General features: G+C 45.1%; 28 protein-coding genes. 8 read left to right on the top strand and 20 right to left on the bottom strand.

The features are described from left to right. Positions 1–6: 6 nt before the first annotated feature. A complete protein-coding gene (locus NYG90_RS02200; RefSeq protein WP_285256622.1) occupies positions 7–276 on the bottom strand; it encodes a hypothetical protein in 270 nt (89 codons plus the stop codon). A 162-nt stretch (positions 277–438) separates the two neighbouring features. Beyond that, positions 439–648, bottom strand: a complete 210-nt coding sequence (locus tag NYG90_RS02195; protein ID WP_115010832.1) for a hypothetical protein — start codon at positions 646–648, stop codon at positions 439–441. Positions 649–783: 135 nt separating this feature from the next. On the opposite strand from NYG90_RS02195, the gene NYG90_RS02190 reads away from it, so the two are divergent. Continuing rightward, the gene (locus NYG90_RS02190; protein WP_285256623.1) at positions 784–1,731 is read left to right on the top strand and encodes a hypothetical protein; all 948 of its coding nucleotides are present in this window, start codon (positions 784–786) and stop codon (positions 1,729–1,731) included. 24 nt (positions 1,732–1,755) lie between these two features. Continuing rightward, positions 1,756–3,531, top strand: coding sequence for a DUF262 domain-containing protein (locus tag NYG90_RS02185; RefSeq protein WP_285264639.1), 1,776 nt, complete (start codon positions 1,756–1,758; stop codon positions 3,529–3,531). Positions 3,532–3,589: 58 nt separating this feature from the next. Here NYG90_RS02185 and NYG90_RS02180 read toward each other — a convergent pair whose 3' ends face one another. The 3 genes from NYG90_RS02180 to NYG90_RS02170 all read right to left on the bottom strand — a co-directional run bounded on the left by NYG90_RS02180 (position 3,590) and on the right by NYG90_RS02170 (position 4,856). Next, a complete protein-coding gene (locus tag NYG90_RS02180) occupies positions 3,590–3,736 on the bottom strand; it encodes a hypothetical protein (protein WP_285256625.1) in 147 nt (48 codons plus the stop codon). Positions 3,737–3,805: 69 nt separating this feature from the next. Beyond that, positions 3,806–4,132, bottom strand: a complete 327-nt coding sequence (locus NYG90_RS02175; RefSeq protein ID WP_285256626.1) for a hypothetical protein — start codon at positions 4,130–4,132, stop codon at positions 3,806–3,808. Positions 4,133–4,151: 19 nt separating this feature from the next. Next, positions 4,152–4,856 carry a glycosyltransferase family 10 domain-containing protein gene (locus NYG90_RS02170; protein ID WP_285264638.1) on the bottom strand — a complete coding sequence of 235 codons (705 nt, stop codon included), beginning with the start codon at positions 4,854–4,856 and terminating at the stop codon, positions 4,152–4,154. A gap of 39 nt (positions 4,857–4,895) precedes the next feature. On the opposite strand from NYG90_RS02170, the gene NYG90_RS02165 reads away from it, so the two are divergent. After that, a complete protein-coding gene (locus tag NYG90_RS02165) occupies positions 4,896–5,057 on the top strand; it encodes a hypothetical protein (RefSeq protein ID WP_285256628.1) in 162 nt (53 codons plus the stop codon). Positions 5,058–5,224: 167 nt separating this feature from the next. Here the strand turns inward: NYG90_RS02165 and NYG90_RS02160 are convergent, their stop codons facing one another. Beyond that, positions 5,225–5,479, bottom strand: coding sequence for a S4 domain-containing protein (locus NYG90_RS02160; RefSeq protein WP_285256629.1), 255 nt, complete (start codon positions 5,477–5,479; stop codon positions 5,225–5,227). A gap of 146 nt (positions 5,480–5,625) precedes the next feature. Between NYG90_RS02160 and fliW the strand changes: the two genes are divergently transcribed. Both fliW and gltS read left to right on the top strand, forming a co-directional pair. Next, a complete protein-coding gene (gene fliW, locus NYG90_RS02155) occupies positions 5,626–6,060 on the top strand; it encodes a flagellar assembly protein FliW (RefSeq protein WP_115010838.1) in 435 nt (144 codons plus the stop codon). A gap of 50 nt (positions 6,061–6,110) precedes the next feature. Then, positions 6,111–7,478 carry a sodium/glutamate symporter gene (gene gltS / locus NYG90_RS02150; protein ID WP_285256630.1) on the top strand — a complete coding sequence of 456 codons (1,368 nt, stop codon included), beginning with the start codon at positions 6,111–6,113 and terminating at the stop codon, positions 7,476–7,478. A 21-nt stretch (positions 7,479–7,499) separates the two neighbouring features. Here gltS and hypD read toward each other — a convergent pair whose 3' ends face one another. The 13 genes from hypD to NYG90_RS02085 all read right to left on the bottom strand — a co-directional run bounded on the left by hypD (position 7,500) and on the right by NYG90_RS02085 (position 17,698). Beyond that, positions 7,500–8,627, bottom strand: a complete 1,128-nt coding sequence (gene hypD / locus NYG90_RS02145) for a hydrogenase formation protein HypD (protein ID WP_285256631.1) — start codon at positions 8,625–8,627, stop codon at positions 7,500–7,502. After that, complete coding sequence (locus NYG90_RS02140) at positions 8,624–9,004, bottom strand: hypothetical protein (RefSeq protein ID WP_285256632.1); 381 nt, start codon at positions 9,002–9,004, stop codon at positions 8,624–8,626. Before NYG90_RS02140 ends, hypD begins: the two co-directional genes overlap by 4 nt. Continuing rightward, the gene (locus NYG90_RS02135; protein ID WP_285256633.1) at positions 8,980–9,213 is read right to left on the bottom strand and encodes a hypothetical protein; all 234 of its coding nucleotides are present in this window, start codon (positions 9,211–9,213) and stop codon (positions 8,980–8,982) included. Before NYG90_RS02135 ends, NYG90_RS02140 begins: the two co-directional genes overlap by 25 nt. Positions 9,214–9,224: 11 nt before the next feature. Further along, the gene (locus NYG90_RS02130) at positions 9,225–9,764 is read right to left on the bottom strand and encodes a DUF2147 domain-containing protein (RefSeq protein WP_285264637.1); all 540 of its coding nucleotides are present in this window, start codon (positions 9,762–9,764) and stop codon (positions 9,225–9,227) included. Positions 9,765–9,807: 43 nt separating this feature from the next. Then, a complete protein-coding gene (locus NYG90_RS02125; protein ID WP_285264636.1) occupies positions 9,808–10,059 on the bottom strand; it encodes a HypC/HybG/HupF family hydrogenase formation chaperone in 252 nt (83 codons plus the stop codon). 9 nt (positions 10,060–10,068) lie between these two features. Next, positions 10,069–10,803 carry a hydrogenase nickel incorporation protein HypB gene (hypB, locus tag NYG90_RS02120; RefSeq protein WP_285264635.1) on the bottom strand — a complete coding sequence of 245 codons (735 nt, stop codon included), beginning with the start codon at positions 10,801–10,803 and terminating at the stop codon, positions 10,069–10,071. A gap of 1 nt (position 10,804) precedes the next feature. After that, complete coding sequence (locus NYG90_RS02115; RefSeq protein ID WP_285264634.1) at positions 10,805–11,932, bottom strand: glycosyltransferase; 1,128 nt, start codon at positions 11,930–11,932, stop codon at positions 10,805–10,807. After that, a complete protein-coding gene (locus NYG90_RS02110) occupies positions 11,933–12,376 on the bottom strand; it encodes a PaaI family thioesterase (RefSeq protein WP_115010845.1) in 444 nt (147 codons plus the stop codon). It lies immediately after the preceding gene. Beyond that, complete coding sequence (gene cmoB / locus NYG90_RS02105) at positions 12,376–13,470, bottom strand: tRNA 5-methoxyuridine(34)/uridine 5-oxyacetic acid(34) synthase CmoB (protein WP_285264633.1); 1,095 nt, start codon at positions 13,468–13,470, stop codon at positions 12,376–12,378. The genes NYG90_RS02110 and cmoB overlap by 1 nt, the downstream gene beginning before the upstream one ends. After that, complete coding sequence (locus tag NYG90_RS02100) at positions 13,470–14,516, bottom strand: UDP-N-acetylmuramoyl-tripeptide--D-alanyl-D-alanine ligase (RefSeq protein WP_285256637.1); 1,047 nt, start codon at positions 14,514–14,516, stop codon at positions 13,470–13,472. The genes cmoB and NYG90_RS02100 overlap by 1 nt, the downstream gene beginning before the upstream one ends. Then, the gene (gene metG, locus NYG90_RS02095; RefSeq protein ID WP_285256638.1) at positions 14,516–16,519 is read right to left on the bottom strand and encodes a methionine--tRNA ligase; all 2,004 of its coding nucleotides are present in this window, start codon (positions 16,517–16,519) and stop codon (positions 14,516–14,518) included. The genes NYG90_RS02100 and metG overlap by 1 nt, the downstream gene beginning before the upstream one ends. 117 nt (positions 16,520–16,636) lie before the next feature. Next, positions 16,637–17,158 (bottom strand): SPASM domain-containing protein, encoded by a 522-nt coding sequence (locus NYG90_RS02090; RefSeq protein WP_285256639.1) that lies wholly within the window; start codon positions 17,156–17,158, stop codon positions 16,637–16,639. Positions 17,159–17,308: 150 nt separating this feature from the next. Then, positions 17,309–17,698: a hypothetical protein gene (locus tag NYG90_RS02085; protein ID WP_285256640.1), complete on the bottom strand. Its 390-nt coding sequence runs from the start codon at positions 17,696–17,698 to the stop codon at positions 17,309–17,311. 287 nt (positions 17,699–17,985) lie between these two features. Between NYG90_RS02085 and NYG90_RS02080 the strand changes: the two genes are divergently transcribed. Together NYG90_RS02080 and NYG90_RS02075 are read left to right on the top strand one after the other, a co-directional pair. Continuing rightward, entirely contained in the window at positions 17,986–19,152 is a 1,167-nt protein-coding gene (locus NYG90_RS02080; RefSeq protein ID WP_285256641.1) for a NifS family cysteine desulfurase, read from the top strand. 243 nt (positions 19,153–19,395) lie between these two features. Continuing rightward, entirely contained in the window at positions 19,396–20,370 is a 975-nt protein-coding gene (locus tag NYG90_RS02075; RefSeq protein ID WP_285256642.1) for an iron-sulfur cluster assembly scaffold protein, read from the top strand. Positions 20,371–20,561: 191 nt separating this feature from the next. On the opposite strand, the gene NYG90_RS02070 is transcribed toward NYG90_RS02075, so the two are convergent. Next, on the bottom strand, positions 20,562–22,112 hold the full coding sequence (locus NYG90_RS02070; protein WP_285264632.1) for a phospholipase D family protein: 1,551 nt from the start codon (positions 22,110–22,112) through the stop codon (positions 20,562–20,564). A 195-nt stretch (positions 22,113–22,307) separates the two neighbouring features. Here NYG90_RS02070 and NYG90_RS02065 point away from each other — a divergent pair, with 195 nt between their 5' ends. Beyond that, positions 22,308–23,852 carry a flagellin A gene (locus NYG90_RS02065; protein ID WP_285256644.1) on the top strand — a complete coding sequence of 515 codons (1,545 nt, stop codon included), beginning with the start codon at positions 22,308–22,310 and terminating at the stop codon, positions 23,850–23,852. Positions 23,853–23,869 lie beyond the last annotated feature (17 nt).

Here is a 23,869-nt window from a genome sequence, read left to right as displayed (position 1 = left end):
TACCGCTTAGGTAACTCCTACCCCAAAACGAGCAGAGCGAAGTTTCTTTAGAAAATCACGCAAAGCAACCACAGTCCCCACCGCAATTCTTAGAATCGTGCGAAAGTAAAATGGACTTTGTGAAGCAAGACAAGCTTTTTGTGAAATAACGCCCACTTTCTCTCGCTTGCGAGCCGCTTTAGCGGCGTGGCAAAGCAAGCAACGCGCAGCTTCTTTGATAATCCCTAGAATCGTATTGAAGTAAAACAAGCTTTTTGTGAAGTCAAAAACCTTCAAAAGTGGATTCTAGTAGCAACGCTTATTTTCCGTCATTGCGAGATTTTGCGCTAGCAAAATCGTGGCAATCCATAAATTCTGCGGTAGCAGAATAATCATTACTAGAATCCACTTTTTCTAAAACGATTCAGCTTTAGAAAAAGTGGATTCTAGGGTTTAGAGCTATTTGATAGAGTGGGTGGAGTTGGGATCGACAGATTTGATAAGCTCTAGGATCTCTTGGTGGTAGAGCTCTTGGCTGGCTAGATTCTCACGCATTTTAAAGCCTGCTTCAATGATCGCATAAAGCTCCGGCTTAGTGGTCTTCCACCGCTGGAGTGTGCGGGTGGTGATACGCAGGATTCTGGCTTTGTCTCTTTGGGTGTATTTCATAATGCTTTGCCTTTAAATTTTTGGCATTTAAAGGCAAACTCTCTTTAAAGCTAACTATGATAATAAGTCGTTTTTATAAATTATTTAAGAAATTATGTCGTATCATTAGTGAGCTAGCAATCACAAAGGCGCGTAATGACACAAGATCAGGTGGAAAAATTTATCACTGAGCTTAGTAGTGAGATACAAAAGTCATTTTTAGGGCTTAAGATTATAGGCTGGGAGAGTGTGGAGTATGAGTTTGAGATGGAGCTAAGCGATATGAGCGGTGTAAGTTGGAATGAATACGACAAAGTGCCATTGGCGGAAGGGCGATATATCACAAGAGAAGAGTGGAAAGAGAAGCGACATGCTATTCCACATTATTTTGCCGATGATCCGGCTATGCAAAAAAGATTTGCCAAGGTAATGCAAGATCACATGGGAAATTGGGATTTCACACAAACTAAACAAGCACAGCAAGATATTATCGAAAATGCAGAAGAGTATAGATTCTATCTAAAAAGACTATGCAGAAAATGTATAGAAAAAGGAGTCAAGCCATGTGATGAATGTATCCACACGGAGTTTGATGATATGTGCAAGGCGTGCGGAAAACTAAAAAAACGAGATCGCAAATGGGCGTTTGATGATCCAGCAGCAGAGTGTGATAGCTGCTATGACTCAGGGTGGATCATTACTAATATTGAGCTGATATATAACTACCTGATTAAAAGAGAGTGTATTGATACAGCCAATGATCCGCGATTTGACCCAAAAAAGTTTGAAGAATACAGGATGATCCGCACAGCTCTTCTGCGGGGCGATATGCAAATAGAGAAGCTTGACTTCATATATGATAGGACAAAGGCAACATATGAGCGCCGCTCCTACGCAAATATCTCTCGTAATGGTAGTGCCACGCAGCGTTATCGTATCAAAGTCCCAGTTGCAGTGGCTACGATAGAGATAGGGGCTAGGAAGTTTGAGTGGGTGCTGTATGAAAGGGAGTTTGACATGATCAATGGCGATAGGATTGTGCAAGAGATATTCCAAAATCTTATCTATCCCACTAGCAAAGTGAAAAACTTGAAATACTGCTAGGCAATCTTAATCAAAGGAGCAACAATGAAAAACGGAAATCTAAGAGAAGCATTACAAATGGGGGTGTTTTATATCCCAAACTATCAGCGCGACTATGCGTGGGGGATCGAGCAGCTTAACGATCTCTGGGAAGATTTGCAAGAAAATGTAGAGATTGTTAGAGGCAAAGGACAAAGCGATGAAAGCGGGCATTTCTTGGGCACGATTGTCATCGCCCCGCACGGATCGTATAATGCTTACGATCTAATCGATGGGCAGCAGCGAATGACTACGATATTTATGCTGCTTTACGCGCTTTTGGCAAGAGGCAGCATAAATAGAGCCTATATAGAAGCAGATGATGGGAAGCAAACCTCTAGACTCCAAGTCATTGAGAAAAACCAAGACTTTTTCACCAAGCTTTTAGGCTATGCTGGTAGCTCGCATATCCCACAAGAGCTACAAGACCAAGCCCACACAAAAGGGCAGCAAAATCTCCGTGAAGTGTTTGATGCGATTTTAAGTCGTGTAAATCTGCCAAGTGAAGAGGTCAATCTCTATATCGATACTTTGCTAGCGATGCAGCTAATTGTGTTTAGAGAGAGTAACGCTGGGCAGGCTATCCGCACATTCCAAAGTGTCAATGATCGCGGCGTGCCGCTAAAGACATTTGACAAGCTTAAATCCCTGCTAATCTACTACTCCAATCGCTATTGTAGTGCAAGGCTTGATGATAAGATCAATGATCTCTTTGGCGAGATTTTTGAGTATTCTGCGCATATAGAGAGCCATAAGCATAGCTCGGTAGTAGGGGGGACAAATTTCAAAGAAGCTGAAATGCTGCGCCACCACTTAGGCAGCTACCCCACTTTGTCTCTCAAAGGCTCGGCGATGGGTCCTAGAGTTACCACAGAGATGACATATAAAATCATTAAAGATTATCTAGCACATTGCAAAAAAGATCCGCAGGCTTTAGGGGAGTTTATCGATCATTATGTGATGGATTTGCGCGACTTTTTTAAGACATTTGTAGAGATTTTAGACCAAATCGATACAAACAAGGTGCTTTTTGAGTGCCTTTATTTGGAGAATCTACACCCGCGCCTTTACCCCACGCTTGTGCGTCTCTATATGCAGCCTGCAATCGCCAATACAGAAGAGCTAGTAGAGCTTATCACTAGGGCAGACTTCGTGCTATCCAAGCTTTTGCGCACTGAATCAGTCTATGACATCAATGCGGTGATACGCGATGGTGGATTGATACGAGATAATGGAGCTAGAAGTATAACTAAGCAAGAATTGCTAAAAGAGATACAAAAAATCTGTATAAAAACGGGCAAAAACTTGCAAAGTCATATTGAAGGGTTTGTGCAAAGCGCGTTTAACACCGATAGCAAAGCTGGCTACCACTATGTGTTTCTCAAGCACACTTGCCCCAATTTGACGATAGGAGATCTGCTAGGGCTTGTTAGAACTTCTCAAAAGAATTTTGACCTAGGCAATGCACTAGGTATCGAGCATATATGCCCGCAAAGCTGGGGTGATAAGGGAGAGTGGAGGGGCTATGGCTTTAGCGATAGGGGCGAGTTTGATGGGCTTAAGCACTCGTATGGGAATCTACTCACCCTAGAAAAGAGTCTAAATAGTGAAGCAGGCGATAAATCCCCAGAGCAAAAGCAAGCCGCGTATGGAAGATCTCATATCCCCTATACTAAAGGATTTGGCAGCCAAGTGGATAAGTTTGACAAAGAAGCGATAAAAAAGCGCAATGAAGAAGCGCGAGATTTTCTCAAAGAATTTTTCAAAGACTTTATAGACTAGATTCTAGCTATTTTAGAATATGCGATGCGTGATAAGACAGCTACCAAGCAGACACTGATCATACCAAGCTAGAATCCACAAGCCCCTCCACACAAATGCGTGCCAAGCGGTAGAATCCACGCGCCAAAGATAGGGCAAAAGTGGATTCTATGGCAAAGGCAGTAGCTACCGCACCGCTGCTAATGCACTCTTGCAATGACAGCAAAAGTGGATTCTACTTTATAAATAGATGTAGAGATAAGTCCTTGTAGCTAGAAATGCGCGTATTTATAGGCTAGGCTTTGAAAAGGGCTTGCTTTATGCGTGCTAGTTTGTCCTTGCAAAATATCTCCACACTCCTAAAGCGCAGGCAAGATTTCAGCCTTTTAAACACCCCTATAAATGCCACATATCGCCTATAACGCCTCTCTTCAAAGAGCCTTAGGCAAGCCCTCCCCCTCCTGAAGCTCTTCTCATAAGGCTGGCTTACAATAGAGAGCAGAAATTGCTCAAGCTGGCGTTCAAAAAGCTCGATATGATTAGAGTCCAAAAACAAAGGCTCTTGCAGTATCGCAAGCTGCTTGCTAGGGCTTGTGTCTATGTCTTTGATATGCGCGATCAAGGATTCTAGGGTAGGGAAGCTATGGGCATTGATAAACGCCTTTGCATTTACCCCCCCCCCCCGTAGATAATGCCTTAGTCGCTAAGGGATCGCCCCAATAGATTGGGATAGTCTGTGCTGCTGCTGCTTGGATAAGCTTCTCTGTCAAGTAGCCCGGAGTAGAAGAATTCTCAAAGCAAAGGGAGAATCTACACTGCTTTTGGAAGGCAAATTTATCTTGCACGCGCTGCCCTATGTTGTTTAGATACCTCCCGCCAGAATCCACTTTTTTATACGCATTAAGCGCGTAGAAGACTTGCTCTCTATAAGGATCAGCATTGCCATTGCTCACTACAAAATTGCAAAATCGCTTCTTGCTTGCTAGAAGTGTCTCATCAACGCCCTTGTGCTTGTTGCTTGCTCTTTGTGTGTCTTGCTCATAGAAAAGGTAGAGCGGATAGCGCAAATAGCGATCTAAGAAGTGTAAATGATCAAAGCCTATGGCATAGTCGCAGATATTGAAATTAGGCGTGATATTTTCACCGGTGTAAAAAATGCGCACACAATCATATTTGATATGCTCGCTACCAAAAACAGAGTAGAAGAGATATTGCGGGGCTTTACTATCAAGTATGATTGTAAAATGCTCTTGTAGTATGGCACAAATCTTTTGGGCGATACCTTGCATATCGCCAAAGTCGCAAAAGTGGATTCTAAGGGATTGTGTAGGGCTTAGATCTTGCATAATCACTCCATATCTTTGTAGAAAGGCGCAGTATAGCAAATGCTTACTTATGGCTTTGTAAGCATAACCTTGGCGATGCCTAATGCTATGCTACAAACTAAAGCAAACCACCAAGCCCCCATAAGTCCCCATAAGACAAGCCCCATCATCGTTGGGATCACGCCACACCATAAGCGCGGATCTGGCGCAAAATGGGGATAGGCGGGTGCGAGATGGGTGATAAAAGATAAGAGTGATTAAAGTGGATTCTAGGGGTTTAAGCTTGTTTCATCGCCGCTTTGGGATTCTAAGATTGCGCGGCTCTGTCATTGCGAGCAGGCGCGGTTGCGGTTGCGTGGCAATCCATTTGCGTTTTTCAAAAGTGGATTCTAGGAGTGGATTATTTCTTGCACAAAGCTTGCAGATAGCGACTTTGGCGTGGTGCGTGTGGTGGGGATCGCTAGGATTTTGTAGGATTTTGTATAGGTGAGAAAATGCAGAGTGATCACATCGCCCACGCGCACTTCCTTGCTACTTTTGGCACGCACACCATTGAGCTCTATGACATTGTTTGCGCACATATCTTGCGCGATTGAACGCTTTTTGACAATATTTGTCGCATTGAGAAAACTATCGATCCGCACAGATTCTCCGTTTCATAAATGTAGCTAGATATTTTGCACGAGATTGTAGCAAAATCCAAAGATTGCACCTCAAGTATATTTGATTTTCACAAAAAATTAGATAGAATCGGCAGCTATACTTAAGTTTGCAAATTTAAAGGTTCGTGATGGTTTTTGAAGTCAAGTCGCCCATTTTAGGCTTTGAAGATGTTGTGAAAATGAAGCTTGAAAAAATCGATGAGATTTTTATGCGTTTGAGTAATGTCGATGCGCCAGCGCCGGTATTTGTGCTTATCAATCCTTTCATCTTGCGCGAGTATGACTTCGAAGTGCCTGTGGCGATGAAACTACTGCTAGATCTAGAAAATGCCAAAAACATCTTTGTCGCCAATATTATGGTGATGCAAAACCCTATCCAGCAATCCACGATCAACTTCCTAGCCCCACTAGTATTTAACTTTGATAATCAAACAATGGCACAAATCGTCCTAGATAGCTTCAAATACCCTACATACAGCATAGCCGAACCTATCTCTAAGTGGTATAAAGAGGGCGAAGAGCTAGCGGCGAACACCCCCACAGACAATCAAAACACAAAATAAATAGCCTTGATTCTAAGGCTTGCGCTTTATGCGATAATACGGAGACTATGATGAGAGAGTATTCTTTGGATTTTTATTCCACGCTTGTGGCTATGGTGGCGGTGCTGCTGCTTGGGAGATTTTTGCTAGCACGCATTAAATTCCTGCGAGATTTTGATCTGCCCGAGCCTGTTGTGGGCGGGGTGTTTGTCTGTATCGCGATTTTTATCGGCTATAAGTATTTTTCTGTGCATATTGCCTTTGATGAGTCTCTAAAAGATCCACTAATGCTGGCGTTTTTCTCAAGTATTGGGCTAAGTGCGGACTTCTCTTCGCTCAAAAAGGGTGGGCGGCTTTTGGTGTTGTTTTTGGTGATTGTAACAGGACTGCTCTTTTTGCAAAATATCGTGGGCGTGGGGCTGGCACTTGCTATGGGCGTAGATCCGCTAGTAGGGCTTCTTGGTGGCTCTATCACGATGAGCGGAGGACACGGGACCGGATCGGCTTGGGCAGATATGTTTGCCAAGTCTCCCTATGAGCTTAGTAATGCCAGAGAAGCTGCGCTTGCAGCCGCGACTTTTGGGCTTGTGATGGGCGGGCTTATCGGCGGTCCTGTCGCACGATTTCTTATACGCAGGCACAAGCTACAAACCCCGCATTCTAGCCATAGCATAGACACTAATGAGCAAAGCACTCTAGCGAGCAATTTTGAAGCCCCGCAAAAAGAGCGGCTCATCACCACTGCTTCATTTCTAGAATCTCTAGCCCTAATTGCTACTTGCTTACTCGTGGGGAATTTTATCACCCAGATCAGCACACCCACCTTGCGTGATCAATTAGGGATCAATATCCCTACATTTGTGTGGTGCTTGTTTTGCGGGATCATCTTGCGCAACACCCTAGCCGCGCTCAAAATCCACCATGTATTTGATAGAGAAGTATCTGTGCTAGGGAATGTCAGCTTGGCGTTGTTTCTTGCTCTCTCATTTCTCATCATCAAAATCTGGCAGCTAGCAGATATTGCTTTGCCGCTTATCGTGATTTTGGTGGTGCAGACATTGATGATGATAGCGTATGCGATTTTCATCACCTTTAGATTCTTAGGCAAGGATTATGATGCAAGCGTATTTGCCGCTGGGCATTGTGGGTTTGGGCTTGGGGCTATGCCTACGGCTGTGGTCAATATGCAGGCTGTTACCAATCACTATGGCACAAGCCACGCGGCATTTATGATAGTCCCGCTTGTGGGGGCATTTTTCATCGATATTATCAACTTGCTTGTGATCCAAGGCTTTTTGCTCCTGCGCATATTTCCGCAGCCCGATCCGCAAGCTAGCCTAGAATCCGCACTAGAATCCACTCATACCCTAAGCCCTATGCTAGATTCTAGTGTGCAAGCACTATCAAGCCTAGCGCACGCGATTGTAAGTGTATGCTAGAGGCTTTATCCTAAGTAGATTCTATAATACTTGCCCGTATTTATAATACGCCGCGCAAGCCCCCTCGCTGCTTACCATACAGCTCCCTAGAGGGTGCTCTGGAGTGCAGGACTTGCCAAATACTTTGCAATCAAGTGGCTTTGCCACACCGCGCAAAATATCGCCACATCGGCAAGCTTTATTATCAGCTATGGGCGTGTGATCTAGCACGCTAGCAAACTCTCTCTCCGCGCAAAATGCGCTAAACTCATCGCGCAATCGCAAGGCAGATCCTGCTATGTGTCCTAGCCCTCTCCACTCAAAGCTCTCTCTTATCTCAAAATATGTGCGCATAAGCTCTTGGGCTTTTGTATTGCCCTCACGCGTTACCACGCGGCGATATTGCACTTCAAGCTTAGGGGCATTGCGCACCGCTTGGCGCGCGATCATCACAATACTCTCCATCATATCCACAGGCTCAAAGCCGCTTACTACAATAGGCATAGCAAACCGCTCAAAAAGCGGCTCATAAATCTTAGAGCCTGCGATCACGCTTACATGTGAAGGCGCGATTAGGGCGTTGATCTTGCAATCCTTACTACCTAAAATCGCATATAAAGGCGGTGGGACTAGGACATGATTGCTATGGATAAAGAGATTTTTTAGCCCGGATTCTATCGCTCGCTTTAGCACAGCTGCAGTCATCGGCGTAGTCGTCTCAAAGCCGATAGCAAAATACACCACGCGCTTGTATGGATTAGCCTTGGCGATCTCTAGAGCCTGCATAGGTGAATACACAAAGCGCACATCAGCTCCTAAAGCCCTAGCATCTTGCAAGCTCCCCAAAGAGCCCGGCACGCGCATCATATCCCCTAGCGTTAGTAAAATCACATCTTTTTGCATAGCAATGGTGTAGGCTTGGTTTATGCGGCTTTTTGGCATTATGCACACAGGGCAGCCCGGTCCGTGGATACATTGGATAGATTCTGGTAGCAGATGACTTAGCCCATAGCGCATAAGCGTATGTGTATGCCCACCGCACACTTCCATCATATAAAGCGGCTCTTGCAGATCTTTGGCGATTTCGTGTAGTTCGCGTTTAAGAGCTAGGATTGCATTATTATCACGGAAGCCTTCTAAAAGGAGCTTGGTGTTTAGCGTGTTTTTCATTTTGGGTGTTTGTGTTTTGTTTGGTTTTGGTGTTGGCTTTTTGCGAAAAAGCGGGGGGCTTGCCTTTTGCTTGTGCGATAGACACTCAGTCTTATCTCCGCGCAAAAGGCTGCACAACCCCGCTTTTTCATCAAAAATCCTGCCACCTGCGAGATTTTATCAGGCACAATTTCGGCTTTTTCGTTTGGCGATTTATCTACATTTTGGGCGGTTTCCTTAGAATCCACTTTTTCACTAGCAGTGTTGCTTGCCGTCATTGCGAGCCGCTGCGTAGCAGTGGCGTGGCAATCCATATTTTTTGCGGTGGCAAAAATGGGAGTATCACTAGAATCCACTTTTTCAAAAGTGGATTCTAGGATTTGAGCTTGATTTTCCATTTTGACTCGATTTCTTCTTCAAGGATTCTAGGCATTCTAAAGAAACCTGCTTGCGTGCCCCCGCCTTGCACCGCTTCGCTTGTTTTCAAGCCGCACGCGGAGATAAGCCTTGAGTGGCTATCGCGTGAGCTAGGCGATGAAATCCCCGATTCTAGCCCGCAAGCCGAATCCCCACTAAGCAAGACCGAATCCCTCAACCTAGAATCCACTTTTTACAGCCTTATTTAAATGCTTGTGGCAACGCTTGGTAGGAGTCTTCTACAACTTTTGGGTCTGGCTTCTCGCCCTCATATTGTGCGATTTGCGCTTGTGTGAGCGGCGTCCAAGTAAGCGTCTGCCCCATCATTCCTAGCTTATCGATACTTGCGCGCAAAGTTAGCTTGCCAGAAGAATCTTTGGTGATTTTTAGGTGATAGGTTTTGCCATCATCATAGTTATACACCTCCCCACCGCTAAAGCCGCCCTTGCCATCGCTCTTTAGCCCATAGACGAATACCGCGCCTTTGTCGTATCGCTCTCGTAGCTTTGGGTCTGGGTTTTTGCTGTCTTTTTTCGGTCCGCTGCCATCGACATTGGCAAATCCATAGGCATAAAACTTGCCATTTTTGCTAAAAAACTCCACGATACTCTGTCGCCCACTATCACCTATATGTGTCATATAATAGCCGCTTAATGTAGAATCCGCTTCATTAGCATATACACTTACTTGCACCATAGCAAGCACTAGCACAATTTTTTGCAACATCGCATAAACTCGCATTATCTCTCCTTGTTTTATATCGTATTATATCCGCCCGCAATACTCAATCTAGCTCTTCTTGCTCCATCTCCATATCCTGCACGATTTGCTTATACAGCTCTATGGATTCTAGCGCGGCTTGTGTGTCGATCTTGCTCATCACATAGCCGATATGCAGCAGCACATATTCGCCCACTTGCACCTCTTCTTGCATAAGATCTAGGCTTGCTTCTCGGCTTACGCCTAGGGTCTCTATCGTGGCGGTATTTGTCTCGCTATTTATCGCTAGCACTTTGGAAGGGATCGCTAGGCACATACACACTCCTTAGCTAAAGCAATGGCTAGAATGATAGCCAGCTTTTTTGCAATCTACAATAAATCGCGCGAGATTTTCTATGCTCGCTCTATCCTTAGAGCTTGTGCAAAACAGCGGAACATTGGGCTTTAGCTTTGCTAGATCTTCTTGCACTTTAGCGATTGTAAAGCCAAATACCTCACACACATCGCTTTTAGAAATCACCACCGCATCCGCGCATAAAAACATACTAGGATACTTCAGCACCTTATCATCGCCCTCTGTGCTTGAGAGTAGCACGATATTAAGATCCGCGCCCAAATCATAGCTAGCAGGGCAGACCAAATTCCCCACATTTTCGATAAACAAATACTCCACACTAAGCGCATCGCGTGATTTTAGGGCATTATAGGCAATCTCTATCATACTCGCTTCTAAATGGCAGGCAGCCCCTGTTAGAATCTGGTGGGCAGCTATGCCTTTGCTTTCTAGCCTAGTGGCATCGCGATTGGTCTGCAAGTCTCCTTCAATTACCGCAAAGCTAAAGCGATCTTCCCCCACGGATTTAATATCTGCAAACTGCTCTAGCAAAGTCGTCTTCCCGCTACCTGGAGAGCTCATAAGATTGATCACATAGAGATTATCTCGCGCATAGATTTCGCGCATTTGCTTGGCTTTTTGGTCGTTTTTGCTTAGGATTTTTTCTACAATTTGTAGGGATTTTGGTGAAAGGGTTGGGTTGTTTGGCATTTGTTTGTTTGGCATTTTAGCTCCTTTGAAAATCGCTAATGACTTCTTCATACATCGCAATAGCCTTAGCAATAGTGGATTCTAGGGTGTAGTTTTGCGCGGATTTGGCATAGAGCTTGCTTGCCTGATCTCGCTCTTGTGTCCGCTCTATCCAATAGGTGATTTTCTCGCTCAAATCACTTGCATCTCCAGCTCTAAAAAGCGAGCGGGAATCTAGCGCGAACTGCCTAGTCGCCGAGACTTTAGAGTCCGCGATAATTGGCACGATCCCACAGCTTATCGCCTCTAGTGCGGCGATCGCTTCTCCCTCTACTTCTGCGGCGTGGATATAGAGCGTGCTTTGGTGTAGCACTTTGATAAGCTCTTCAAGGGGCAAAAACCTAAAATCCACCGCATTTGGCAGGATTTTTGCCTGCTTTTTTAAAGTGGATTCTAGCGGACCTACACCAAGCAAATGTAGCTTGATCTTGTCTTTATAGGGATTTTGGGCGATGGCTTTGATGATGAGATCTTGTCGCTTTTCTTTAGAGTAACGCCCCACCATTGTGATATGGATAAGCTTATCTAAAGGAGTGCTGCTAGGATCTGCTGGCTTAAACTTTGGATCAAAGCCATTAGAGATGACATACTTTTTCCCGCCATAGCCTGCGCGTTCAAGCTCATCTTTGATAAGCTGGGAGGGGCAGTGGATATGGGCGATATGTCGATAAAAGCGGCGTTTAAAAAGCCAAAAGATGAAGCGATTAAGCAGGGCAAACTTCTGCAAGCCGATATTATAGGTGATATGCTCTGGCTGGAGGTGGAAAGCTGCCATATAAGGCACGCCCATTTTCTTTGCCACTTGCACAGCGACTTGCTCTAGCCTAAATGGCAAAAACAAATGCACAATATCCGCGCCTAAAAATGCTTGCTCTAGCACCTTTACATCTGGCTTGCCAAAGACCATATGCTGCGCCTTTGCAATCTCTGTAACAAGCGGGATATACCGCTCTTTGACAGGGTAGAATCCACTTCCTTGCACAAAGGGCGCGACCACACGCACGCTATGCCCACGCTTCTCAAGCGCACTAGCAAAGCGCGCTGCTGTCATTGAAGTGCCATTACTCTTATCAGCAAAGCTATCGACCACAAGCACGATAATCAATCACAGCTCCTTGTCATCTTTAAGCTTAAGTTTAAAAAGCTTTTTGTCAAAAATGACGATATAAAATAGCCCATCAAAGATTTTAATATTGAGCACAAAGCCTTCGACTTTCACTTCACATTTACGCACATCGCCAAGCAGGGTTTTTGCCTTTAGCTCGATGACTTGATTTGTCTCCACAGGAGCTAGGAATTTCACATCAGAGCCGATGATAATGGAATTTTTCTTATTGATAGCACAGAGTGCGGCAAAGCCCGCTGCTGCTTGCACAAAGCCTGTATGTGTGATACCCGGCTCTACCTCCATATCTTCACGCGTAGTGAGTGTAACTTGCGCCTTATCCTTGCCCATCTCCCCCACCTGCCCGCAAAAGTGCGGATTGATCGCTGTGCCTATAACTCTATCTCCTACGATCTGCCGCTCTTGCAACTCTTCTTCGTCCATTATTTTCTCCTTACTTTGATATAGGCTCTTTTGGGTGCTGGGTAGCCTTCTATGGTTTTGCTGCTATCATTTGGGTCTAGGAAATTCTCTAAGCTTAGAGAGTCTATCCAGCGCGTTTTGCGCTGCTCTTGCGTGGTGGTAGGCACAATCGCTAGCACCTCCACAGACTCAAATCCACACCGCTCGCACCAGCCCTCTAATGCGCTTAGATTTGGGAGCAGATAGACATTACTCATTTTAGCATAACTCCCACGCACGCTAAGGGCTAGCGGCAGCCCAGCAATGCTAGAATCTAGCGTGCTAGCCACATCGTTTATATCAAAGATAAGCGTGTCGATAAATGCTATGCCGCCTGTCTCTAGGCTCTGGGCTATGGATTTTAGCGTGGCAAACACATCGCTGCGGTGGTATAGCACGCCTAGGCAAAAGATCACATCAAACTTCTCCCCCACTCTCTGCACATACGCAGGCAGATCCTGCACGCCCAAAAGCTCGTAGCCTATGGGTAAATCAAGCAAGTGATTAAGCCACGCAAATTGGCAGTAAAACAAACCGCTAGGGTCAAAGCCCACGATTTTTTGCGGTGATTGTGGCATTTGTGGCGATTCAGCTTTGCGCCCAGCATACATAGCAAACATATAAAACCCATTATTACACCCTACATCTGCCACCTTCGCCCCACCTATCTGCACAAAAGGTGCGAGCAAATCCCACTTCATATAGCTCTGCCACTCGCTATCAATATGAAGTGAGCAGCTGGGGCTAGCAAGGGTGAAGGGACCTTTGCGCCAGCCCTTAAGCTTCCACGCTAGCAGTGATAGCACATCAAGCACGCAGCTCTCTTTGCCCTGCCTTGGGACTTGGCTCTTATCTAGCACAAGAGATTTCGCCCACTCTAGCTCATCTGCGCCCCCTAGCAGCGCGATAAGCTCATCTGCCCTAGAATCCACTAGCGGCATAGCAAAGCTCTCGCTATAAATCTGCACGCCATTGTTATAGCCAAAGCTCGCACAGCCCTTTTCCACAAGCCTATCAAGCAGCGTGATAGCGCGGTAGAGCGGGGCTATATGTTTGGATTCTAGGGGATTTGCCATTAGAAAAGTGTAGGGGTGGATTCTTGCGGGGTCTGTGATAGCACAAACACTAGCCCTTGCGTGCTTATGCCAAAGATTAGCCCAAAGTTGTATTCCGTAGTTTTTAGCAGCATAGGCAGGTCATTAGAAGAATCATAGCGGACAACAAACAAGCTCTTATACTTGTCGCATAGCTCTTCTAGCTCTCGCTCATACTCAAGGATCGTAGGGGCAAATACCACGACTCTCGCCCATTTGGCTTCTTGGGAGAGGAACTCGCCATAGCGCGTGAATATGTCTTGGTCATTAGTGGGGATAATCACCCTTGAACTCGCGCCAAAGGATAGAATCTTGGCATCATTTGTCAGCGATATAGGCAAAAGCTCTGGCATAGGATCAAAATGCACAAAATCAAGCTCAATCTTCTCTCGTATGCAAAGAGACACAACCGCAGCAAGCTCTGGGACAAACACACACGGCAGAGCGACCCTGTAAGAATACAGCTTATAGTAGAACTTGATCTCAAACATCGACATAGGCGTGATAAGCTCAAAAGGCAGCTCCACAGGTGTATCACAAGCAATAGGCTCTAGGGCTAGATCAAGCACTTGGCGGGACTTTGCGATGATGATTGTAGGCGATAGCTCTTCTAGCTTATCAAGCAGATCGATAGGATTGTCATCAAAAAACAGCACCGATTTGCTGTGGATTAGGGATTTGGCGACTAGGTATTGTGTGGGATTTGTAGCGACTACGCGGATCGCCTTTGCAAGTAGCTCAAAGCGCACAAGACGGATAATGGCATCGTGTATGGATTCTACCTTGATCCACGCGATTTCTTCATCATTGAGCCGTGTTTGCAAAAACTTATCAAACACGATCCCAAATGCGCCCTTTTGTAATGCTATCTCAATATCACTAGTCTCTAGGGCAAAAAACAAGCTCCCACGCTTGATATTCTCAAGCGTGGTGCAATACCCACTAAACCCCCCGATCGCTGGAGAGTTGATGAGTGTGCCATTGATGATTTCTGTGATTTCTTGCACTTTTTTTGCGATGTCTTGCACTAGCTTATCCTGCTCCCATTTTTTCTTTTCCCATCTATGCGCACAAGCGATAAGGACTCATCATCTTTGCTAGCAAGTATCATTCCATAGCTAAACTGCCCCATAATTTTGGCAGGCTTGAGATTGGCTATCACGCATACTTGCGTGCTAATTAGCTGCTTGGGCGTGTAATACTGCGCGATACCACTTAGCACCACTCGTGGCTCACTCTCACCTAGATCAATCTTTAGGCGTAAAAGCTTGCTAGATTTAGGCACAGGCTCTGCTTCTAGCACTTCACCTACGCGTATATCAAGCTTGCTAAAATCCTCTATACTCACAAGGGCTAGCCCTGCTTCTTTGCCGCAGTCGCTAGAATCCACTTTTTCAAAAGTGGATTCTAGGGGGGCTTCTGGGATTAGCATAGAATCTAGCTTTTGGAAAAGTGGCGGTATCACACGCACTTCAAGTGGGAGATGAAACATTTTATTTTGCTTGATATGGTAGATATAAGAAGCTGGCGTGATTCCTTGCCCAAATGCCATAGCGATAGTGCTAGCAGTCTGTGGCATTATGGGATATAGCGCGTTGGCGACCTTTAGCAAGGTATATCCCACAAAGTTTAAAATCGCATTGAGCTCTACGGATTTGCCGTTTTTAAAGAGATTCCACGGCTCGTATTTAGCGATCATTGCATTGCCAAGATGCAGGAGCTTCCAAATGGCTTCTATATAGGCTTTTATCTGCATAGATTCTATTAGCCCGCTGTTTATCTCATCTAAGATCTTGCACTGAGTTTTGACCTCATCGCCATAATGCTCTACAACAAACTCCGCCACTCCTTGATTCTCTAGCGTAAAGCTATTGATTCCTTTTTGTGGAGCATATTTCGCACACATAGCTAAAAACCTATGCAGCAAATTGCCTAGATCATTTGCTAGCTCGCTATTTATCCGCTCACATAAGAGCTTTTGGCTAAAGTCGCCATCTTGCCCAAAGGGCGTTTCTCTAAGCAGATAGTAGCGCAACACTTCTGCGCCATACGCCTTAGTAAAAGCCCTAGGATCAACCACATTGCCAAGCGACTTGCTCATCTTCTGCCCATCGCGCATCCACCAGCCGTGCGCATAAATATGCTTAGGCAAGGGTAGCCCTAGGCTCATCAAAAATGCAGGCCAATACACCGCGTGGAAGCGTAAAATGTCTTTGCCCACGATATGTGTAGCACACTCCCAATACGCCATTTTCTCCCCCAAATGGGCAGGGCTACTAGAATCCACTTGTAAGGATTCTGGATTTTGATACAGCCCAAACGCACTCATATAGTTAAACAGCGCATCAAGCCACACATACGCGATATGCTGCTTTTGCGCCCCCTTGTGCTTAGGCAGGGCGATCCCCCACTCAAAGCTTGTGCGCGATATGGAGAGATCTTGCAAGCCACTTTCGACAAAGCGCACTACTTCATTTTTGCGATATTTTGGCAAGATCACATCTTCACTGCTAGCATACCACTCTAAAAGTCGTTTTTCATACTTGCTTAGGGCAAAGAAATAGCTCTCCTCTTTAATCTTGCTTAGTGGCTTGCTCCCCGCACAATCAGGGCAGATCCCAGAATCCACATTGAGAAAAAAGCTCTCACAGCTCACGCAATAATCCCCTTCATACTCTCCCAAATACACATCGCCATTTGCACACAATCGCTCAAAGACCTGCACAATCGTTTGCTTATGCGACTCATCTGTGGTGCGGATAAAGTGGTCATAATCAATTCCCATCATATCCCACAAACTGCGGAACACCGCGCTAACCTCATCAGTATAAGCCTTGGGGGGCTTGCCCTTTGCTTTGGCGGCTTGCTCGATTTTCTGTCCGTGCTCATCGGTGCCTGTGAGCAAAAACACTTCATCGCCTCTAAGCCATTTATGCTTTTTCAACATATCGGCGATGATAGTCGTATAGGCGTGTCCTATGTGTGGGACATCATTGACATAGTAAATTGGCGTGGTGATAAGCTGCTTCATAACAATCCTTCCCATCAAAAAATGCTGCCGTGTATTATAAGCTTTAAAGCTTAAAATATTTGGCAGCACCAAGCCTAGAATCTAAAGCTACAAGCAACTCTCTAAGGATAAATAAGGCTACAAGATAGAAGAGCTAGGATCGATAAATGATCGCATAGGCTTCTCATAATGACAGCTCGCGCAAACACCCCCTTTCTCTCCATTAGGCGTAAGGACTTTACGCATAGCGATAAAATTGTCATTCATAAACAAATCAAACAAATCTTGCCTAGCAATATCACCTAGGATATAGTCTTTATGCGCCTTAACATCACTGCGCAAGTTACAGCAGGGCATAACCAAGCCATTATAGTCTATATACATATCCATAAGTGGATAGTAGCAGCCCTTTTGGCGCACGCTCTGGCTTCTTTGCTTGATTTTTTCAATCACGCCGCCTCTATCACCGCCGCTTAAGCTTGGATTCCAGCTGCGATAGAAGACCTTGCATTTTTCATACACGAAGCTTACGCCATATTCTTGCGGTGTGTCGATATAAGTGATATATGGTAGCCCTAGCTTTTTGCCCATTCTCGCCATAGCAGGCTTGATATATGTCTTGACATCAAATGGCTCATCTTTTGTCGCATAATAGCTCATTAGCAAAAAGCTAGCCCCAGCATCTGCTAGCGCGTCTAAATACTCTCTTGTGAGATAATCCCCATTGCTAAAAATCCCTAGAGTTGCCCTAGGAAGCCTAGATCTAGCTTGGTGCAGGCGTTTTAGGATAAGCTCTTTGTTTGCTAGAGTCTAATTGAATCTATGGAAATTTAGCATACCGCTATAATCGATTTCTGCGAGATTATCGATACATTTGAGAAATAGCTCTTCAGGTAGCTCTATGTGGCTTTTTCTATCGATGATGGAGTTTGGGCAAAACCAGCAGGTGCGATTGCAAAAGCTAGAGATTTCGATTTCTATCAACTTTAGATTCTGGGATAAAAGCTGCTTTTTGCGCGCTCTATCGGTAGTGGGCGTGGTGAGTGCGATATAGCGATTAAGCGTATTTAGAGCATCGCTAGCCCTAGAATCTAGCTTGGCAGCATCTTTAGTGCTTTTAGCAAGCTTGGTGCGATAGTAGTGCCGCGCTCTAAAAGGGACATAGGGCTTAATAGTTTGCTTAAAAGCGTGCAGGCTCATAGATTTCCTTTGTCAATAGTATCGCGCTAGGTGGTTGTAGGTGATGGGCGCGTTTGCGATTGTAGTTTTTTTTTTTTGTAAAGAGCTTAAGCCGTAGTGGATGCTAAATGTATATTTTGCAAAGGAGTCTTATTTTGCCAGCGATATTTTCATACAAACATTAGAAAATCCGTGCTACAATCGCGCCCGTTTTCACAAACAACTAAAGCAAACATTTAATCAATACTTATCAATCAATAACCATTAGCTACATATAATTTATCGCTTGTAGAAGCGGATTTGGAGTAATGATGAGAATCTACCTTGATAACAACGCGACCACAATGGTCGATCCTAAAGTCAAAGAAGCAATGGAGCCGTTTTTCTGCGAGCATTATGGGAATCCAAATAGCTTGCATAAATACGGCACAGAGACACACCCGGCAATCGCCGATGCCCTTGAGAAGCTCTATGCGGGCATTAACGCGCGTGATGAAGATGACATCATCATCACAAGCTGCGCCACAGAGAGCAATAATTGGGTGCTTAAAGGCGTGTATTTTGATGAAGTGCTAAAAAAGGGCAAAAACCACATTATCACCACAGAAGTCGAGCACCCAGCCGTGGGGGCTACTTGCGACTTCTTGGAGAGCTTGGGGGTGAAAATCACGCGGCTTAAAGTCAATAAGCACGGCGCGATTTATGCCAAAGATGTGAAAGAAGCTATCACTGAAGAGAGTGCGCTTGTAAGCGTAATGTGGGCAAACAACGAAACCGGCGCGATTTTCCCCATAGAAGAAATCGGCGAGATTTGTAAGGAGAAGGGCGTGCTTTTCCACACCGATGCAGTGCAGGCGATTGGCAAAATCCCTGTATGCGTGCAAAGCGCGAATGTGGATTTTCTAAGCTTTAGCGCGCATAAATTCCACGGACCAAAGGGCGTGGGCGGGCTTTACATTAGAAAAGGTGTGGAGCTTACTCCACTTCTGCACGGCGGAGAGCATATGCGCGGGCGGCGATCTGGCACGCTCAATGTGCCTTATATCGTGGGTATGGGAGAGGCTATGCGGCTTGCGGTAGAGTATTTAGACTATGAAAATAGCTATGTGAAAAACTTGCGCGATACACTAGAATCCAAACTGCTTGGGCTAGATGATGTGCAAGTCATCGGTGATATTACCCACCGCGTGCCAAACACGATCCTAGTGAGCGTGAAAGGCATTGAGGGAGAGGCTATGCTGTGGGATTTAAACAAAGCTGGCATTGCTGCTTCTACTGGCAGTGCTTGTGCGAGCGAGGATCTAGAGGCAAATCCCATTATGGTGGCAGTAGGCGCGGATAAAGAGCTAGCCCACACGGCGATTAGAATCTCTCTAAGCCGCTATAACACGCAAGCCGAGATTGACTACACTTTTGAAGTGTTTAAGAAAGCGGTGGAGAGGCTGAGAGCGATTTCTAGCAGCTATGAGAGCTAGATTCTAAAAACATTCACATTTGGGTATGCAATTTGCGCGATTATGGGGATTTTAGGATAGTCATTACCACTTTAGGTAACTCCTACCCTAAAATCCCCATAAAGCCCACAAAGCCATACCACAACTGCTAGAATGTGGATTTGTGGCTTATCACAAAGATACTGCCGCAATGATTTAATCTGCTTTAGAATCTATTGGCAAAGGCATTAGAAACAAACACAAAAACAACTAAAGGAAAATAAAATGGCAAAGAATGACTTAATCGGTGGTGCGTTATGGGACGCATATTCAAACAAAGTAAGCGAGAGAATGGATAATCCCACACATTTAGGCGTTTTGACACAAAAGGACGCTAATGAAAAGGGAGCGAAACTCATCGTAGCAGACTATGGCGCAGAATCTTGCGGCGATGCGGTGCGGCTGTATTGGCTTGTGGATTCTAATGACACAATTATTGACGCAAAATTTAAGAGCTTTGGCTGTGGGACGGCGATCGCAAGTAGTGATATGATGGTAGAACTCTGCCTTGGTAAAAAGGTGCAAGATGCGGTAAAAATCACCAACCTTGATGTAGAGCACGCCTTGCGTGATGACCCAGATACCCCCGCAGTCCCGGGGCAGAAAATGCACTGCTCTGTTATGGCGTATGATGTGATCAAAAAAGCAGCCGGACTCTATCTAGGAAAAGACGCGGCGGACTTTGAGAGTGAAATCATCGTGTGTGAGTGTGCGCGCGTTAGCCTATCTACCATTAAAGAAGTGATCAAACTCAATGATTTAAAAAGTGTAGAGGACATCACAAACTACACAAAAGCAGGGGCATTTTGCAAAAGCTGCATTAAGCCCGGCGGGCACGAGGAGAGAGAGTATTATTTAGAAGATATACTTGCAGAAGTAAGGGCTGAAATGGATAGAGAGTCTGTGAAAAAAGTCGCCGATAAAGGTAGTGAAATCGCATTTGCAGAGATGACTATCGCCCAAAAGGTGCGTGCGATTGATAAGGTCATTGATGAGCATATCCGCCCAATGCTTATGATGGATGGCGGTGATATGGAGATTTTGGATATTAAAGATACAAGCGATGGCTTTATCGATGTGTATATCCGCTATCTTGGGGCGTGTAGCGGCTGTGCGAGTGGCTCTACTGACACACTCTATGCCATAGAATCCATTTTGCAAGAAAACTTACACCCAAATATCCGCGTTTTGCCGATATAGTCGCACGATCTAGGCTTATCAAAGCATAGATTCTATGCGCCAAATCAAAGATGAAGCGGGGCGTAAGTGCCCTTTGGCTAGGTCGCGCTGGCAAATTTTGGCAAGTGGTTTGGTAAATTGTTTAAAATTTTGATGAGTAGTTTGCAAGCAAATTGTGATGAGTTGCAAGCTAGATCTAGCCAAGGCTAGATCTAGATCTGGCTCTCAGGGAAAATACGCATAAAAAAGTTCAAAGTCCTTAGCCACAATGTCGTATCTGGCAAGTGCGTTACACATATATCACTCTCACCTTCAGGGCTATTATATGCACACCACTTGGTCTTTTTGCCATCAAGCTCGATATGCCACGCACCTTGCATATCAAGATGGATAAGCTTAATGCTCTCTTTAGCAAACTCTTCATTGTCAAAGATCGCTACTACTTCAGTATTGATGATACTTGATCTAGGGTCTAGGTTGAAGCTCCCTATCCACGCGATTTTCTTATCAAACACAAGCGTTTTACTATGCAAGCTCGCCCCAGAAGTTAGCTTGCCTTTGACTTGGATTTTGCCAGCACTTTTACGATACTCATATACTTCCGCACCCATTTTCACAAGCTTATCTCTATACCGCTCCCAGCCTGCATATACAGGCAGAGAATCCGTGCTTGAGAGCGAGTTTGTCAGCACAAACATCGAAATCCCTTTATCAATACACTCTTGCATTTCTGCCAAGCCCCTTTTACCCGGCACAAGATAGGCTGAAGAGATATACATAGAATCTGTCGTGTGTCGTATAATGTGCTGCATAGCTTCATAGACTTTGCTTGTAGGGTTTTTGGCATCGATTTTTTCTGGTAGATCGGCGATTAGGCGTGCATTGCCCCAGTAGATTGTATTAGCACGGCTTTCATACTGCTTGACAATTTGCACGATAGTTTGCTCATATTGATCCCACTCGCTAGAAGACTCTTCAAGCCCTGCTACAATCTCTTCATAATGCTTCATAAACTTCTTCATCTTGCGCTTTGATGGCAGAAGCTCCACAGGGATAGCGCGGTGATATTCCCAATACTGCTTAAAGCTCGCGCGTGCTTGAGAAGCGATAGAGCCGATGAAAAGCGCGTCTGTATCGGAGAAATTCACATCTTCTTTGTTGTTGAAGTAATTATCCGCGATATTGCGCCCGCCGATGATAAGCCCCACAGAGTCCGCGATAAAAAGCTTATTATGCATACGGCGATTGATACGATTGAAGTGCAAGATCATCTCCGGCAAGCGCAAAAGCTTGATTCTATTGCGATAGGGGTTAAAGATTTTGACCTCGATATTTGGGTGGTTATTAAGCGCGATAATATCAGAGTAGTCAGAATCTAGCCCATTATCATCAACAAGCATTTTGACTTTCACGCCGCGATTAGCCGCTAGCCAGATCTCGTGCATTAGCACGCGAGAGGCAATGTCGTTTTTGTAGATGTATGTTTGTATCTCTAGGGAGAAGCGAGCTTTACGCACAAGGGCTGCTCGTTGCAAAAACGCGCTTGAGCCATCAGCGATAAGCATAGCCCCGCTAGAGCTAGGCGAAGATGAAAGCTCCTTGGCATAAGGCGTAGCTATGGGAGAATCTAGCGGGTCAAATACTGCAAAGCCACTGGATTCTAGGGGGTTTTTGAGATAGCGCGTTGAGGGCACGATAGAAGCACAGCCTGCTAAAATAAAAAACAAGGAGAATATAATTAAAGCAATATGCGTATCATTCATTACATATCCATAAGTTATTGAGATTGCGCTCTATGCGCGATAACTGCACGAAATGCGCGCGTTGTGGCGAGCGCAAATTATAGCAAATCAAAAGATTTTTACAAAAAACATTACAACTTTTCGTGCCTTTGACCGATTATATCTCTGTCAAAGGCAAGGAAGCCTTGAAGACATAATTTCAAAAAGGAGTTTCAAATGGCGTTTCAAATTAACACCAACATCAACGCTCTTAACGCACACGCGCAGAGTGTCGGCACACAGCTAGGTCTCAAAAATTCTTTGGAAAAATTGAGCTCAGGTCTTCGTATCAATAAAGCAGCAGATGATGCTTCTGGTATGATTATCGCGGACTCTTTGCGATCTCAAGCAAGTGCATTAGGACAAGCGATTTCCAACACCAATGATGGGATTGGGATTATCCAAGTTGCGGATAAGGCGATGGATGAAATGTTAAAAATTCTTGACACAGTGAAGGTTAAAGCAACTCAAGCTGCGCAAGATGGGCAAACAACAGTTTCAAGAAAAGCGATCCAAAACGACATTATCCGCTTGATCCAAGGTCTTGACTACATTGGTAATACCACTTCTTACAACGGACAGGCTTTGCTCTCTGGTCAATGGACGAACAAAGAGTTCCAAGTGGGTGCGTATTCAAACCAATCTATCAAAGCAAGCATTGGCTCTACCACTTCGGATAAAATCGGTCAAGTGCGCCTAGAAACAGGAGCGATGATCACTTCTTCTGGTGATGTTAGCTTGAAGTTTAAGGCTGTCGATGGTGTCAATGATGTCCAGCTAGAGTCTGTGAAGATCTCTCACTCTTCAGGCACAGGGCTAGGAAATCTTGCTGAAATCATCAACAAAAGCTCTGATAAAACAGGTATCCGCGCTAATGCGATCGTGCATTCTACTTCTAACGAAGAAATTAAAGCGGGCGACTTGCGACAGCTTGTTATCAACGGCTTTACACTTGGGGATATTATCGGCATTAAGCAAGCTGACTCTGATGGGCGACTTGTGCAAGCGATCAATGGCGCCACTGCCGAGACAGGCGTTGAGGCTTATACGGATAATGAAGGTAAGCTAAACCTCCGCAGTATCGATGGTCGCGGGATTGTTGTAACTTCAAACAATCAAGGCGCAAACACTCCTAAAGCGATTGAAAAGATCAATGATCAAGAAATCGAAGGAACGACAAAAGATGGTGTGCCACAAGGTGGCTCTATCAACTACGGACGCCTAGCGATGACTCGCCTAGATTCTAGGGACATTATCGTGTCTGGGACAAATATTAGCTCCACAGGCTATGGTAATGGTCAAGATGTCGCCGAGTGGGTTGCAAACTTGCGCGATGTTTTAGGTGTGTTTAATGAAGCCGTGCGCTCTGCTGCTGGTGCGAACGAAAACAACGCTGAAGCCTTGAATAACAGGATTCTAGGTGCTGGTGTTACGACACTTCGAGGTGCGATGATTGTTATGGATATTGCAGAATCCGCTGGAAGGACACTGGATAAAATCCGTGCGGATCTTGGTTCTGTGCAAGGGCAAATGCAAGCCACAGTTAATAACATCACCATCACTCAAGTGAATGTTAAAGCAGCTGAAAGCCAAATCCGCGAAGTGGATTTTGCAAGCGAATCTGCTGAATTTAACAAATTTAGCATTCTCGCACAAAGCGGAAGCTACGCGATGAGCCAAGCAAACGCTGCACAGCAAAACATCTTAAGACTACTTTCTTAAGTGCCTACGCCTTTGGA

The sequence above is a fragment of the Helicobacter zhangjianzhongii genome (assembly GCF_030249855.1).
GTDB lineage: Bacteria > Campylobacterota > Campylobacteria > Campylobacterales > Helicobacteraceae > Helicobacter_B > Helicobacter_B zhangjianzhongii.
This window is presented reverse-complemented; position numbering and strand designations above follow the sequence as displayed.

Excerpts from the sequence above, each read along its gene's own strand:
- NYG90_RS02195 (WP_115010832.1), bottom strand. The coding sequence starts at position 648 with ATGAAATACACCCAAAGAGACAAAGCCAGAATCCTGCGTATCACCACC.
- NYG90_RS02190 (WP_285256623.1), top strand. The coding sequence starts at position 784 with ATGACACAAGATCAGGTGGAAAAATTTATCACTGAGCTTAGTAGTGAG.
- NYG90_RS02185 (WP_285264639.1), top strand. The coding sequence starts at position 1,756 with ATGAAAAACGGAAATCTAAGAGAAGCATTACAAATGGGGGTGTTTTAT.
- NYG90_RS02170 (WP_285264638.1), bottom strand. The coding sequence starts at position 4,856 with ATGCAAGATCTAAGCCCTACACAATCCCTTAGAATCCACTTTTGCGAC.
- NYG90_RS02165 (WP_285256628.1), top strand. The coding sequence starts at position 4,896 with ATGCTTACTTATGGCTTTGTAAGCATAACCTTGGCGATGCCTAATGCT.
- fliW (WP_115010838.1), top strand. The coding sequence starts at position 5,626 with ATGGTTTTTGAAGTCAAGTCGCCCATTTTAGGCTTTGAAGATGTTGTG.
- gltS (WP_285256630.1), top strand. The coding sequence starts at position 6,111 with ATGAGAGAGTATTCTTTGGATTTTTATTCCACGCTTGTGGCTATGGTG.
- hypD (WP_285256631.1), bottom strand. The coding sequence starts at position 8,627 with ATGAAAAACACGCTAAACACCAAGCTCCTTTTAGAAGGCTTCCGTGAT.
- NYG90_RS02140 (WP_285256632.1), bottom strand. The coding sequence starts at position 9,004 with ATGGAAAATCAAGCTCAAATCCTAGAATCCACTTTTGAAAAAGTGGAT.
- NYG90_RS02130 (WP_285264637.1), bottom strand. The coding sequence starts at position 9,764 with ATGCGAGTTTATGCGATGTTGCAAAAAATTGTGCTAGTGCTTGCTATG.
- NYG90_RS02125 (WP_285264636.1), bottom strand. The coding sequence starts at position 10,059 with ATGTGCCTAGCGATCCCTTCCAAAGTGCTAGCGATAAATAGCGAGACA.
- hypB (WP_285264635.1), bottom strand. The coding sequence starts at position 10,803 with ATGCCAAACAAACAAATGCCAAACAACCCAACCCTTTCACCAAAATCC.
- NYG90_RS02110 (WP_115010845.1), bottom strand. The coding sequence starts at position 12,376 with ATGGACGAAGAAGAGTTGCAAGAGCGGCAGATCGTAGGAGATAGAGTT.
- cmoB (WP_285264633.1), bottom strand. The coding sequence starts at position 13,470 with ATGGCAAATCCCCTAGAATCCAAACATATAGCCCCGCTCTACCGCGCT.
- metG (WP_285256638.1), bottom strand. The coding sequence starts at position 16,519 with ATGAAGCAGCTTATCACCACGCCAATTTACTATGTCAATGATGTCCCA.
- NYG90_RS02090 (WP_285256639.1), bottom strand. The coding sequence starts at position 17,158 with ATGAGCTATTATGCGACAAAAGATGAGCCATTTGATGTCAAGACATAT.
- NYG90_RS02085 (WP_285256640.1), bottom strand. The coding sequence starts at position 17,698 with ATGAGCCTGCACGCTTTTAAGCAAACTATTAAGCCCTATGTCCCTTTT.
- NYG90_RS02080 (WP_285256641.1), top strand. The coding sequence starts at position 17,986 with ATGATGAGAATCTACCTTGATAACAACGCGACCACAATGGTCGATCCT.
- NYG90_RS02075 (WP_285256642.1), top strand. The coding sequence starts at position 19,396 with ATGGCAAAGAATGACTTAATCGGTGGTGCGTTATGGGACGCATATTCA.
- NYG90_RS02070 (WP_285264632.1), bottom strand. The coding sequence starts at position 22,112 with ATGAATGATACGCATATTGCTTTAATTATATTCTCCTTGTTTTTTATT.
- NYG90_RS02065 (WP_285256644.1), top strand. The coding sequence starts at position 22,308 with ATGGCGTTTCAAATTAACACCAACATCAACGCTCTTAACGCACACGCG.